Source organism: Caloramator mitchellensis, assembly GCF_001440545.1.
GTDB classification, from domain to species: domain Bacteria; phylum Bacillota; class Clostridia; order Clostridiales; family Caloramatoraceae; genus Caloramator; species Caloramator mitchellensis.
Window position 1 is genome coordinate 26,863 of sequence record NZ_LKHP01000005.1, and the last position, 12,964, is coordinate 39,826.

The 12,964-nt window shown below is 31.0% G+C and carries 13 protein-coding genes; 12 read left to right on the forward strand and 1 reads right to left on the reverse strand.

The genetic code is table 11. The annotated features are described in order from the left end of the window. Window positions 1–62: 62 nt before the first annotated feature. The gene (locus ABG79_RS05575) at window positions 63–1,277 is read right to left on the reverse strand and encodes a nucleotidyltransferase (protein ID WP_057978007.1); all 1,215 of its coding nucleotides are present in this window, start codon (window positions 1,275–1,277) and stop codon (window positions 63–65) included. A gap of 164 nt (window positions 1,278–1,441) precedes the next feature. Between ABG79_RS05575 and pta the strand changes: the two genes are divergently transcribed. From pta to ylxM, 12 genes are all read left to right on the forward strand, one after another. Continuing rightward, complete coding sequence (pta, locus tag ABG79_RS05580) at window positions 1,442–2,434, forward strand: phosphate acetyltransferase (RefSeq protein WP_057978008.1); 993 nt, start codon at window positions 1,442–1,444, stop codon at window positions 2,432–2,434. Window positions 2,435–2,459: 25 nt separating this feature from the next. Then, window positions 2,460–3,662: an acetate/propionate family kinase gene (locus ABG79_RS05585; RefSeq protein ID WP_057978011.1), complete on the forward strand. Its 1,203-nt coding sequence runs from the start codon at window positions 2,460–2,462 to the stop codon at window positions 3,660–3,662. A gap of 70 nt (window positions 3,663–3,732) precedes the next feature. Beyond that, window positions 3,733–4,224: a YceD family protein gene (locus ABG79_RS05590; RefSeq protein ID WP_057978012.1), complete on the forward strand. Its 492-nt coding sequence runs from the start codon at window positions 3,733–3,735 to the stop codon at window positions 4,222–4,224. Between the two features lie 12 nt (window positions 4,225–4,236). Further along, window positions 4,237–4,413 carry a 50S ribosomal protein L32 gene (gene rpmF / locus ABG79_RS05595; RefSeq protein WP_057978014.1) on the forward strand — a complete coding sequence of 59 codons (177 nt, stop codon included), beginning with the start codon at window positions 4,237–4,239 and terminating at the stop codon, window positions 4,411–4,413. A gap of 94 nt (window positions 4,414–4,507) precedes the next feature. Further along, window positions 4,508–5,506, forward strand: a complete 999-nt coding sequence (gene plsX, locus ABG79_RS05600) for a phosphate acyltransferase PlsX (RefSeq protein WP_057978016.1) — start codon at window positions 4,508–4,510, stop codon at window positions 5,504–5,506. Window positions 5,507–5,638: 132 nt separating this feature from the next. Beyond that, window positions 5,639–5,872: an acyl carrier protein gene (acpP, locus tag ABG79_RS05605; RefSeq protein ID WP_057978019.1), complete on the forward strand. Its 234-nt coding sequence runs from the start codon at window positions 5,639–5,641 to the stop codon at window positions 5,870–5,872. Window positions 5,873–5,915: 43 nt separating this feature from the next. Next, window positions 5,916–6,632, forward strand: coding sequence for a ribonuclease III (gene rnc, locus ABG79_RS05610; protein WP_083490349.1), 717 nt, complete (start codon window positions 5,916–5,918; stop codon window positions 6,630–6,632). Further along, window positions 6,625–7,695 (forward strand): elongator complex protein 3, encoded by a 1,071-nt coding sequence (locus ABG79_RS05615; RefSeq protein WP_057978023.1) that lies wholly within the window; start codon window positions 6,625–6,627, stop codon window positions 7,693–7,695. Before rnc ends, ABG79_RS05615 begins: the two co-directional genes overlap by 8 nt. Window positions 7,696–7,759: 64 nt before the next feature. Further along, the gene (locus tag ABG79_RS05620) at window positions 7,760–8,020 is read left to right on the forward strand and encodes a stage V sporulation protein S (RefSeq protein ID WP_057978025.1); all 261 of its coding nucleotides are present in this window, start codon (window positions 7,760–7,762) and stop codon (window positions 8,018–8,020) included. A gap of 92 nt (window positions 8,021–8,112) precedes the next feature. Next, entirely contained in the window at window positions 8,113–11,658 is a 3,546-nt protein-coding gene (gene smc / locus ABG79_RS05625; RefSeq protein WP_160318223.1) for a chromosome segregation protein SMC, read from the forward strand. Continuing rightward, window positions 11,658–12,566, forward strand: coding sequence for a signal recognition particle-docking protein FtsY (ftsY, locus tag ABG79_RS05630; protein ID WP_057978027.1), 909 nt, complete (start codon window positions 11,658–11,660; stop codon window positions 12,564–12,566). The genes smc and ftsY overlap by 1 nt, the downstream gene beginning before the upstream one ends. A gap of 63 nt (window positions 12,567–12,629) precedes the next feature. Then, the gene (gene ylxM / locus ABG79_RS05635) at window positions 12,630–12,959 is read left to right on the forward strand and encodes a YlxM family DNA-binding protein (protein WP_057978028.1); all 330 of its coding nucleotides are present in this window, start codon (window positions 12,630–12,632) and stop codon (window positions 12,957–12,959) included. Window positions 12,960–12,964: the final 5 nt, after the last annotated feature.

The window sequence follows — 12,964 nt, forward strand, 5'->3', positions numbered from 1 at the left end:
TTTTAACGCCTATCTTATTGCTTCACTACAATTTATGCGGTTTTCTTAAATATAATTCATGTTCATTCGACTAAAATGGGAGAGGTTTTCAAATCCTGCATTGCTTTTTTTCTTTCTTTATTTTTGTATCCTAACACATAAATATTTGAAGCCATAATATCGAATTTTAGAAGCTCCTTTTCTTTTTTTGAGACATTGGTTATTATTGGCAATTCGACAATTTCTTTTAATTCTTTAATTAATTCTCTTCCTTTTTTATTTGCTCCTAATATTCTTATATATTTTATATTTTGTGTTTCTGAAGTATAAATTTCTTTTGTAATATCAAACATTATATATAATAGTATTCTTTGGATACGAGTTTTAGTGTATCTTTTACTCATTACTGAATTTATAAAATCATTAAGGGTAGTAAAATCCTCAGCTGCTCTTTTTAGTTTATATTCCAAACCTTCAGTAACATCATGAATTGTTCTCAAATATTCCAATGAAGATGTCCTTATTTTATAAAGCAGTATTTCAAAAAATGAATTCAATTCAACTGGGCATTTTCCATATTCTATTTCCCTGTTCAAAATATTAAAGGTATAATTAGGCATAACCTTTTTTATCAGTTCTTTATTTTCAAAGTTTACTCTTATTGAAGTAGCACTAGATATCGATGATGTTATTTCTATATCGTTGTAGTTGTTTTTGATTCTTTTAATCGTAATTGGCTGAATATTACTCGATATTTTTTTTAGAGCTTTAATGTATTCAATTCCGAGAATGTTATTAGAATTTTTTATTATTTTTTCCACTTCAATTTTAATTTTATTTTTTTTAAAGTAATCCGTTATTGCTTTTTCCCTTGACTTAGCAAATGGAAGTCCATAATTTAAATAAGTTTTAATCAAATTTTGAAATTCAATTGGTTCGTTAATGAGCAATTCAGCAATATCATTTAGTGGCACGATGCAACCTAATTCGCTTCCAAAACATACATAATCTATTTTTTTTAATGCATCTAAAGTTTGTATTGCTCCGAATGCAAACTTTTCTGCACTGCTTATGCTGTATATGAAAGGAAGTTCAATTACTAAATCTATTCCTGCCTTTAAAGCTGCTTCAGTTCTTGACCACTTATCAATTATAGCAGGTTCACCTCTTTGAACAAAATTACCACTCATTACTGCAACTAAAAAATCGCATTTTGTTGTTTTTCTTGTATTTTCTATATGATACACATGACCATTATGTAACGGATTATATTCGACAATTATACCTGCAATCTTCATTAATATCACCCTAAATATAAAATTTTTATTATTTTTTTAATAATTTTATTTGTTTATTGACATAATTATTATATAATATAATATGGGAATTGAAAAATGTAACATAATAACTTATGCTGATTAATATTTAATATACAATATATACAAACGAAAGGGGTTTTAAAATGGCTTTGATGGAACAAATTAAGGCTAAGGCGAAGTTAAATAAAAAAACGATTGTATTGCCGGAAGGAGCAGAACCAAGAACAGTTAAAGCAGCAGAGATTATAGTAAAAGAGGGTCTTGCTAAACTAGTTCTTCTTGGGGATGAAGAAAAAATACATAGCGTAGCAAAGGAACAGGGAGTTAGCCTTGAAGGAGTTCAGATAATTAACCCTGTTCAAAGCGAAAAATTCGAAAGTTATGCTCAAAGTCTCTATGAAATCAGAAAAAATAAAGGTGTAACTATAGACCAGGCAAGAGAAATTGTAAAAGATGAAATGTATTATGGAACAATGATGGTTAAATTAAATGATGCAGACGGAATGGTTTCAGGTGCTATTCATTCAACTGGAGACCTTTTAAGACCTGCAATGCAGATTATAAAAACTAAACCTGGAGTTTCTATTGCATCGAGTTTCTTTGTAATGGAGGTTCCAAATTCAATATTTGGAGAAAATGGATTATTTATTTTTGCTGATTGTGCAGTAAATCCAAATCCAAATGCTGAAGAACTTGCTTCAATTGCTATTGCAAGTGCTGAGAATGCAAAATCACTATGTGGAATAGAGCCAAGAGTAGCTATGTTATCATTCTCGACTAAAGGAAGTGCTAAGCATGAATTGGTTGACAAGGTGGTTGAAGCTACAAAAATAGCCAGAGAAAAAGCTCCAGATTTAATGATTGATGGAGAATTGCAATTAGATGCTGCTATAGTTCCAAAAGTCGCAGAGCTTAAAGCGCCAGGAAGTTCTGTAGCAGGCAAGGCAAATGTGTTAATATTCCCAGATTTACAATCAGGAAACATTGGATACAAACTTGTTCAAAGACTTGCTAACGCAGAAGCAATTGGACCAATTTGTCAGGGCTTTGCTGCACCAGTGAATGACCTTTCACGTGGATGTAGCGTTGAAGATATAGTAAATGTTGTTGCTATAACAGCAGTTCAAGCCCAATAATAAGAAAATGAAAGGGGTTCGTAAGATGAACGTATTAGTAATTAACTGTGGTAGTTCTTCATTAAAGTACCAACTAATCAACATGGAAAATGAATCAGTTCTTGCTAAGGGTCTTGCAGAAAGAATAGGTCTAGAAGGGTCACTATTAGGACATAAGCCCGAAGGAAAAGAAAAGGTGGTTATTGAAAAACCTATGCCAGACCATAAAGCAGCCATTAAATTAGTTCTTGAGGCATTAACAAATGTAGAATATGGTGTAATTAAAGACATGAATGAAATTTCTGCAGTTGGTCATAGAGTAGTTCATGGTGGAGAAAAATATTCAGAATCAGTTCTTATAGATGAAGATGTATTAAAGACTTTAGAAGAAGTTTCACACCTTGCACCATTACATAACCCTCCAAATTTAACTGGTATTTATGCATGCAAGGAACTAATGCCAAATACTCCTATGGTTGCTGTGTTTGATACTGCATTCCATCAAAGAATGCCAAAACATGCTTTCATGTATGCTCTTCCATATGAATTATATGTAAAACATGGCATTAGAAGATATGGTTTCCATGGAACGTCACATAGATATGTTAGCAAAATTGCAGCTGATATGTTAGGAAAAGATTTGAAAGAATGCAAAATTATAACATGCCATTTAGGCAATGGTGCTTCTGTTGCAGCTATAGATGGAGGAAAATCTGTTGATACAACAATGGGTTTCACTCCACTTGAAGGTTTAATGATGGGAACAAGAAGTGGAGATATGGACCCAGCGATTGTTACGTTCCTTCAAGAAGCTGAAAATATATCATCAAAGGAAGTTAACAATATAATGAATAAAAAATCTGGAGTTCTTGGAATTTCGGGCGTAAGTAGTGACTTTAGAGATGTTGAAGATGCTGCTGCTAATGGAAATGAGAGAGCTCAACTTGCTTTAGACATGTTCTATTATAGAGTCAAGAAGTATATAGGAGCATATGCAGCTGCGATGGGCGGAGTAGATGCTATAGTATTTACAGCAGGACTTGGTGAAAACTCACCAGAGTGCAGATACTTTGTTTGTCAGGGACTTGAATTCTTAGGTGTTAAGATTGACGAAGCTAAGAATAAGGTAAGAGGAAAACTAACTGAAGTTTCTACAGATGATTCAAAGGTAAAAGTATTCCTTATTCCAACAAACGAAGAACTTATGATTGCAAGAGATACAAAAGATATAGTTGCAAATATAAAATAATTAATAACAAAACTTGACATTATACTGCCAAGTTTATATAATGAATTGTAGCGTTATTTGAGGTGAGCACATGTTTTTAGATGTTTCGGAACTTATTAGAAAAAAAACAAGCCAAAAGTCCTTTGATGTTTTGTTTAAAATCGATAAATTCCAAAGGGACGATATGATGGTTGTTTTTAGGACACCAATTCATTTTAAAGGAATTGCTCACTACGATGGACAAATTATCATTGTTAGAGCTAAAGTTGAAACAATGATTGAAACGATTTGTTCACGCTGTTTAAAACCAGTTGATTACCCTCTGGAATTTGATTTTGAAGAAACATTCTCAAAACAACAGGGGGAAGACATATATCCAATTATTGAGGACAGAATTGAACTAGATGATGCTATTTTTGACAATTTAATTCTGTCTCTACCATTAAGAGTTTTATGCAATGAAAATTGCAAAGGACTTTGTCCTATATGTGGCCAAGATTTAAATCAAGGCCAATGCGATTGCCATAGTGATAGTATTGATCCTAGGCTTGAAACGCTAAAACAGTTTTTTAAAGGCGATTGAGGAGGTGTAACGATGGGTAATCCTGCGAGAAGACATTCAAAGACAAGAAGAGACAAGAGAAGAGCGCAAACTTGGAAGCTTGCTATGCCAGGTATGGTAGAATGTCCACAATGCCACGAGATGAAGTTAGCTCATAGAGTATGCGGAAATTGTGGATACTACAAGGATAGAGTAGTAGTTGAGAAATAATTGAAATTTAGCACACCTTACGGTGTGCTTTTGTCTTTTATATCTGATAAAATTATTGTATAATAAGGGTGATGTTTATTTTGGAGGTAAGTATATGAAAATAATTTTTGATGCGATGGGTGGAGATAATGCCCCCTTTGAAATCGTAAAAGGTGCATTGATGGCGGTTAAGGAATATGGCATACGAGCATTACTGGTTGGAGATAAAGAAAAAGTAAGTGAAATTATTCAAAAAATAGGATTTGACGAGAATGATAAAATTGAAATTGTTCATGCTTCCGAAGTGATAACAAATGATGAATCACCCACGATGGCAATTAGAAGGAAAAAGGACTCTTCCATGGTAAAAGGTCTTAAAATGCTACGGGAAGGTGAGGCAGATGCATTCATTTCTGCAGGAAGCACAGGAGCTTTGCTGGCGGGAGGACTATTTGTTGTTGGGAGAATTAACGGGATAGATAGACCTGCTCTAGCACCTGTAATTCCAGGAGAGAAGGGTGCATTTATGTTGTTAGATGCTGGAGCAAATGCTGAATGTAAACCCAAAAATATACTTCAATTTGGCATAATGGGAGATATTTACTCGAGGAAAGTTTTAGGCAAGATAAATCCTAAAATTGGGATAATAAATATTGGGGCTGAAGAAGAAAAGGGAACAGAATTCATAAAGGAAAGCTATAATCTGTTGAAGAACAGCAACATGAATTTTATTGGAAACATTGAAGCTAGAGAAATCCCAAAAGGAGAATGCGACGTTGTCCTGGCAGATGGATTTGTTGGTAATGTAGTCCTAAAATTGTTTGAGGGTGTCGCGTCTACTATATTCGATATTTTAAAAAAGGAAATTTATTCGTCTTTAAGAAATAAGATTGGAGGGATATTTCTAAAGCCTGTTTTTAAAAAGTTCAAGAGAGACTTTGATTATGCAGAACATGGTGGGGCGATACTCATCGGTATAAAGGGTTATGTTATAAAAGCACATGGAAGCTCAGATGCAAAAGCTATTAAAAATGCAGCTGGACAGGCTATTAGATGCATAGAAGGTAAAATTATTGAAACAATAGAGAATGAAGTCTTAAAATATGATTTATAAAATAATTTTTTTACTTAGTAATAAATAATTAATTAGAATAATATTAATTTATCAAAAAGATATAAATTATGTTGACGCATTAGAGGTTATATAATATTATATATTTGAATCCTTTGAAGGGAGGTGAAGACAATGATATTCGAAAAAGTAAAGGAGAGAATATCTGATATACTCGGTGTTGATACAGACGATATTACTATGGATTCACATTTTATTGATGATTTAGGTGCGGATTCATTGGATATAGTTGAGCTTATAATGGCTCTTGAGGAGGATTTCGATTTAGAAATACCAGACGAAGACGCAGAAAAAATCCAAACTGTAGGAGATGTTGTTGAATACATAAAGGAGCATACAGATATGTAATTTAGTCCCGATTATTCGGGGCTTTAATTTTATGGAGGTTGTAATGGAAAAAGAAAGGCAAAAACAACTCAAAGAATTTGAAAAAATAATTAGAGTTGATTTTGATGATATAAAATTGCTTGACCATGCCTTAACACACACATCCTTTGCCAATGAACACGGACTTAGTTATAATGAACATAATGAAAGGTTGGAATTTTTAGGGGATTCTATTTTAGGACTAGTGGTAAGTGAATATATATTTAAGAAATTTAAGAATAGAGAAGAGGGAAAGCTAAGTCGCTTAAGAGCCAGTGTTGTTTGTGAAGCGTCTTTAGCAGAAATCGCTAGAAAAATAAAAATAAATCATTTTATTCGCATTGGGCGAGGAGAAGAAATGACGGGGGGACGAGAAAAAGATTCGCTTCTAGCCGATGCAACTGAAGCGGTTATTGCAGCTATATATCTAGACAAAGGATATGATAGAGCAAAGGATTTTGTGTTAGAGTATTTGAAAGATAAAATTGGGGCCATTGCAAAAAAGAAGGAATATATCGATTATAAAACAAAATTACAAGAATATGTTCAAAAGAATTTACTATCTGCAATTAAATATGATGTTGTTGATTCCTGGGGACCGGATCACAATAAAACCTTCTCTATTGACGTTTTTTTAGATAACACTAAATATGGAAATGGAATAGGAAAATCCAAAAAAGAGGCAGAGCAGATAGCAGCAAAAAATGCATTATTAAAATTAGGAGTAGATTTAGATGAATAAAAAATATTATATAATCCCGATATTCGTTCCACATAAAGGATGTCCTCATGATTGTGTGTTTTGTAACCAAAAAAAAATAACAGGCTCAGAAATTGAAATAGATGAAAACTTTGTCTATAGTCAGGTAGATGATTATTTAAAGACAATAGATAGGAATAATTCACATATTGAGTTATCATTTTATGGAGGTAGTTTTACAGGAATTCCAGTTGATTATCAAAATGAGTTGCTAAAAGCTGCCAATAATATTCTCTTAGAAGGTAAAATTGATGATATTCGTATTTCAACAAGGCCTGATTATATTAACAGATTTATATTGGAAAATCTTAGTAAGTATAATGTTGGTATAATAGAATTAGGAGTTCAATCTCTAGATGAAGAAGTTTTAAAAGCATCAGAAAGAGGTCATACAACAGAAGACGTGTTTAATGCGGTGAGATTAATAAAAAGTTTTGGTTTAAAACTTGGACTTCAAATGATGATAGGGCTTCCAAAGGATAATTTAATTAAAGACATAGATACTGCTCAAAAAATAATAGAATTAAAGCCTGATTTTGTAAGAATTTATCCTGCATTAATTATTAAAGATACATATATGGAATGGATGTATTATAATGGGATTTATACTCCTTTAAGTTTAGATGAAGCTATATTTGTGAGCAAAAAAGTTTATTTAATGTTCTTAAAAAGCGATATTCCTGTAATTAGAATAGGATTACAAGCCAGCGAAGGTATTAATTTAGGAAAGGATGTTATTGCAGGTCCATTTCACCCTTCCTTTAGAGAATTGGTTGAGTCAAGCATTTTGAGCGATATGATTGAATTTGTTGTAAACGAATATTTTAATGAAGAAAATTTATTAAGAATCAGGATATCGAATAATTATATTTCAAAGCTTTATGCTGGAAAGAAAAAATACTACAATGACCTCAAGGAACGGCTAAAAAATATAAAACTGAATATAGAAACAGATTATTCCCTTGAAGGAGAATACTTGTTATTTGAATCCGACAAATTAAGTAGAAAAATGTCTATAAAAGATTATGCAAAAATTTCTATTTAAAGAAGGATTTTTCTAATTGATATAGAATATATCATATAAAATAGTATTCGAGGGAGGAATTTACATGGAAATTTTAAAGGTATCAGCTCAATCACAACCTAAAGCAGTAGCAGGAGCACTAGCTGCAGTTTTAAGAGAAAGAGCTTCTGCTGAAATTCAGGCTGTAGGCGCTGGAGCAGTTAATCAAGCAGTAAAGGCAATTGCAATCACAAGAGGATATGTCGCTCCTAATGGAATCGATCTTGTTGTTGTTCCAGCCTTTTCAGAAATTGAAATAGAAGGCGAAGAAAGAACTGCAATAAAATTTATAGTTCAGCCAAGATAAGACCTGTGTAGCAGGTCTTTTTATTTTGCATTGTATTGTTATAAAATTAATGATATACTGTATTCGATATTGCTAATTTCGGGGTGGTATACTTGCAATTAAAAAGTGTCGAAATAAAAGGATTTAAATCTTTTGCGGATAAAGTTGACTTAGATTTTACTCATGGAATAACTGCAATCGTTGGCCCAAATGGTAGTGGTAAAAGCAACATTGTAGATGCCATAAGATGGGTTTTAGGTGAACAAAGTGCAAAAACATTACGTGGAGCCAAGATGGAGGACGTGATATTTGCAGGGACAGAAAATAGAAAGCAATTAAACTATGCTGAGGTATCATTAATTTTAGACAATGGAGATGGGCTTTTGCCTATTGAATATAATGAAGTTAAAATTACACGAAGATTATATCGATCTGGAGAAAGCGAGTATATGCTTAATAATTCGATTTGCAGATTAAAAGATATATATGAGCTATTAATGGATACAGGAATAGGTGTTGATGGCTATTCAATTATTGGTCAGGGAAAAGTTGAAGAAATATTAAGCTCAAAGGCAGAAGATAGAAGGAGCATTTTTGAAGAGGCAACAGGAATAACAAAATTTAAATCAAGAAAAATTGAAGCCGAGAAAAAACTTGAAAATACAAGACAAAATTTGATAAGAATTAACGATATAATATCTGAACTTGAATCTCAGATTAGTCCTCTTGAATTGCAGGCAAAAAAGGCCGAGAAATATTTAGAGTATAAGAAAGATTTGATGAACCTTGAAATTAATTCAATATTATACAATTACGATATTATTAAGCAAAAGCTAGATATTACTTCAATTGAAATAGAAAAGAAGGTAAGAGAAAAAGAGAATATTATGGAAGAAATCCAAACATTTACAGAACAAATTGAAAAACAAAAAAAAGCATTAAATATAATTCTAAGAGAATATGATGAGACGTATAATTTAAATTTTGAAATTGATAAAAATATACAAAGAAAAACTGCTGAATTAAATTTAATTATTGAAAGAAAAGAGAATGCAACTAATGATAAATATAGATTGAATGGAGATGTTGAAAACCTAAGAAAATATATTGAATTAGAAGAGCAAAAGAAAATAAAACTGATATCAGAAAAAAACTACATTCAGGGAAAATTAAAACGACAAGAAGAAAAAATAAAAGAATATGAAAATGAATTAAATAATTATTATAAGGAATATAAAAAACATGAACAGAGTATAGAAGATAAAAAGAACGACATATTAGAAGTTCTAAAGAATTTGTCTGAGACAAAAAATAAAATCTCATCACTTTTATTTATAGAGGAGAACATAACTAAACAGTTAAATAATTTACATTTAATCAATAAAAGCAAAATTGATAAAAAGAATGAACTTGAACAAATATACAATCAAAAGACAAACGAAAGAAATATTATTAATAAGAGCATAAATATTTACAACCAAAGTATTAATGCAGCACAAAATAATTTAAAGGAAATCGAAACTAAAATAAATAAATTTATTATTGACAAAAATAAAATTTTTCAAAATATGAAAACAAATGAAGCGAGATTAAATATGTTGCTTGAAATGGAAAAGGAACATGAGGGATATAATAAAGCTGTTAAATCTATTATTGAAAAATACAATAAAAATAGTGGCTTTATTGGGACTGTTGCAGATATTATTGATGTTCCAGAGGGATATGAAACGGCAATTGAAGCAGCGCTTGGAAATGCAGTTCAAAATATAGTCGTTGAAAATGAACATTATGCAAAGGAAATGATTGAATATTTAAAGCGAAACAAAACTGGAAGAGCAACATTTTTACCATTGACCACAGTTAAAGCAAGAGATGTTTTAAGAGAAGATGATTTTAAAAAGTTTAATGGTTTTATTGGCATTGCTTCGGGTGTAGTGAATTTTAACTCAAAATATAGCAATGTTGTTTCTAATTTGCTTGGAAGAACATTAATTTGCAATGATATAGATAATGCTATAAATTTAGCCCAAAAAACTGATTTTAGTTTTAGAATTGTTACTTTAGATGGAGAAATAATTAATATTGGAGGTTCTTTAACTGGAGGTTCAAGTTATAAGAATATAGGTATTTTCAAACGAAAAAATGATATTATTGAGATTGAAAAAAAATTGAATATAGAGAAAGAAAAAATTAAACAACTCGATTTTGAGATAGAAAAGAATGAGTTTGAAAAAAAGAATGCCATTTTAGAAATAGAAGATTTAAAATCAAAAATTAATAATGCATATATTCAGGATAATAACTTTAATAATTTATTAGCTGATATTAAAAATAAAATACACGACCTAAACAATGAGATAGAAGCATCGAACGTTGAAATTGAACATCTTACAAATGAACTTTCAAAAATTGAAAACGATAAAAATACTTATTCTATAGAAATTGAAAGAAATAGCTTGCTAGAAAAACAGAAAAACAATGAACTAATTGAATTAAATGAAGCTCTTAAGAATTTTGAAAAAATGAAAGACGACATTAACAATAAATTGACAAATGAAAAAATTATTTTTGCAGAAAAGAAAAAGGAATTGGATTCTTTAGAAGAAAAGATAACAGAAGTTGAGAGCTTAATTGAAAGAAGTAAATTAAAAATAGAAGAATATAGTAAAGAGATTTTATTTATTGAAAATAGAATTTTAGAGTTTGATAATGAGATCAGCAAAACTAAAGATGAAATTTTTAAACTTACATTGGATTTTAAAAATGGTAAAGAAAAAGAAAATGAGTTATTGATTAAAAAGAACCAAATTATAGATACAACTGGAAAAATAGAAGAACAATTAAATAAAAAGAATAGAGAGTTATCAGATATAATCGGGATTGTTCATAAATTAGAGATGACGCAGGCTAAACAGGAATCTGAAATAGAACTATTAAACCAAAGGCTTTGGGATGAATATGAGATGAGCATACCACAGGCTTTAAAATATAAAGTTTCTGAATTTAATAATTTAGAATCTACTAAAAAAATAAATGAATTCAAAAGCAAAATTAAAGAGCTTGGAGAGGTTAACATAGGAAGCATAGAAGAACTTAAAAAAGTAAAAGAAAGATATACCTTCTTAAAAGTTCAGCGTGATGACCTTGAAAATGCTGAAAAATCTTTAATTGAGGTCATTGATGAAATTACTAATAAAATGAAGGTGCAATTTGAAGCAAACTTTGCTATAATTAAAAAATACTTTAACGAAACTTTTAAAGAATTATTTGGAGGAGGACATGCAGATTTAAAAATAGACGGAGAAAATATTTTGGAATCTGGAATTGAAATAATAGTTCAACCACCTGGTAAAAAGCTACAAAGTATAAGCTTGCTTTCAGGTGGTGAAAAGGGACTTTCAGCAATTGCTTTGATTTTCGCACTATTAAAATTTAAACCTACACCATTCTGTGTCCTTGATGAAATTGAAGCTGCACTCGATGATGCAAATGTATTAAGATTTGCGAATTATTTAAAACATTATTCCCATAAAACGCAATTTGTTTTAATAACCCATAGAAAGGGGTCCATGGGAGCTGCTGATGCTCTATATGGTGTTACTATGGAGGAGAAGGGAGTATCTAAATTAGTATCACTAAAATTAAAGGAGGCAATCTAATGGGCTGGTTTGAAAAACTTAAGGAAGGTCTGACAAAAACAAGGGATAATTTGACTCAAAAGGTAGAGGCAATATTTAATTTTACATCAGAATTAGACGATGATTTTTTTGAAGAACTTGAGGAAGCACTAATAGTCGCAGATGTAGGCTTTAATACTACAACTGCAATAGTAGAAAAATTAAAGAAAAGAATAAAAGAAAAGAAAATCAATCAAATTCAAGAAGCAAAAGATGAATTAAAAAATATAATAGTTGAAATAATGAGGGGGGATAAAAACATTGATATAATTCCTCCTAAGACACCTGCAGTTTTTATGGTTGTTGGAGTAAACGGAGTAGGAAAGACTACATCAATAGGTAAGATTGCTAATTTCTTTAAATCAAGAGGATACAAGGTCATGATGGCTGCAGGAGATACATTCAGAGCAGCAGCTATAGACCAGCTTGAGGTTTGGGGCCAAAGGTGTGGAGTTGAGGTAATTAAACAAAAAGAAGGTGCTGACCCTGCTGCTGTGGTATTCGATGCAATTCAATCAGCAAAGGCAAGAAAGGTTGATATATTGATATGTGATACGGCAGGAAGACTTCATAATAAAAAGAATTTAATGGAGGAACTTAGAAAAATAAACAGGGTTATAGAGAAGGAAGGGCGGGATTTTTATAAAGAGACGCTCCTTGTTCTGGATTCTACAACAGGACAAAATGCTATTCATCAGGCAAAAGAATTTATTGACGTTGCAGATGTTAATGGTATAGTTTTAACAAAACTTGACGGAACAGCAAAGGGTGGAGTAGTAATTGCTATAAACAATGAATTAAATATCCCTGTTAAAATGATAGGTGTTGGTGAAGGTATAGACGATTTACAGGCATTTGACCCTGAAATGTTTGTAGACGCATTATTTTAAGTGTTAAGTAAAAATACTTGACACCAGTAGATGTTTTTGATAGTATATAAAAGGATGATAATTATGGATAAATTAAGTTTTATCACTTTACTACTTGATTTCTATGGAAATCTATTAACTGAAAAGCAAAGGATGATAATGTCCTATCATTTTGAAGAGGATATGTCTTTAAGTGAAATATCAGAGGAATTGAATATTTCAAGACAGGCTGTTCATGATATCATAAAAAGAAGTGAAAAGATATTATTTCAATACGAGGATGACCTCAAGCTTGTTGACAAATTTCTAAAGCAAAGGCAAAAACTAATTGAAGTAAAAAGCATTTTATCTGCGATGAAAGATGATAGAATCACCAAAGCGATAGATATTATAGATGAATTAATTGAATTATAATGGGA

Coding starts and splice junctions, on each gene's coding strand:
- pta (WP_057978008.1), top strand. CDS start 1,442: ATGGCTTTGATGGAACAAATTAAGGCTAAGGCGAAGTTAAATAAAAAA.
- ABG79_RS05585 (WP_057978011.1), top strand. CDS start 2,460: ATGAACGTATTAGTAATTAACTGTGGTAGTTCTTCATTAAAGTACCAA.
- ABG79_RS05590 (WP_057978012.1), top strand. CDS start 3,733: ATGTTTTTAGATGTTTCGGAACTTATTAGAAAAAAAACAAGCCAAAAG.
- ylxM (WP_057978028.1), top strand. CDS start 12,630: ATGGATAAATTAAGTTTTATCACTTTACTACTTGATTTCTATGGAAAT.
- rpmF (WP_057978014.1), top strand. CDS start 4,237: ATGGGTAATCCTGCGAGAAGACATTCAAAGACAAGAAGAGACAAGAGA.
- rnc (WP_083490349.1), top strand. CDS start 5,916: ATGGAAAAAGAAAGGCAAAAACAACTCAAAGAATTTGAAAAAATAATT.
- ABG79_RS05615 (WP_057978023.1), top strand. CDS start 6,625: ATGAATAAAAAATATTATATAATCCCGATATTCGTTCCACATAAAGGA.
- ftsY (WP_057978027.1), top strand. CDS start 11,658: ATGGGCTGGTTTGAAAAACTTAAGGAAGGTCTGACAAAAACAAGGGAT.
- ABG79_RS05575 (WP_057978007.1), bottom strand. CDS start 1,277: ATGAAGATTGCAGGTATAATTGTCGAATATAATCCGTTACATAATGGT.
- acpP (WP_057978019.1), top strand. CDS start 5,639: ATGATATTCGAAAAAGTAAAGGAGAGAATATCTGATATACTCGGTGTT.
- plsX (WP_057978016.1), top strand. CDS start 4,508: ATGAAAATAATTTTTGATGCGATGGGTGGAGATAATGCCCCCTTTGAA.
- ABG79_RS05620 (WP_057978025.1), top strand. CDS start 7,760: ATGGAAATTTTAAAGGTATCAGCTCAATCACAACCTAAAGCAGTAGCA.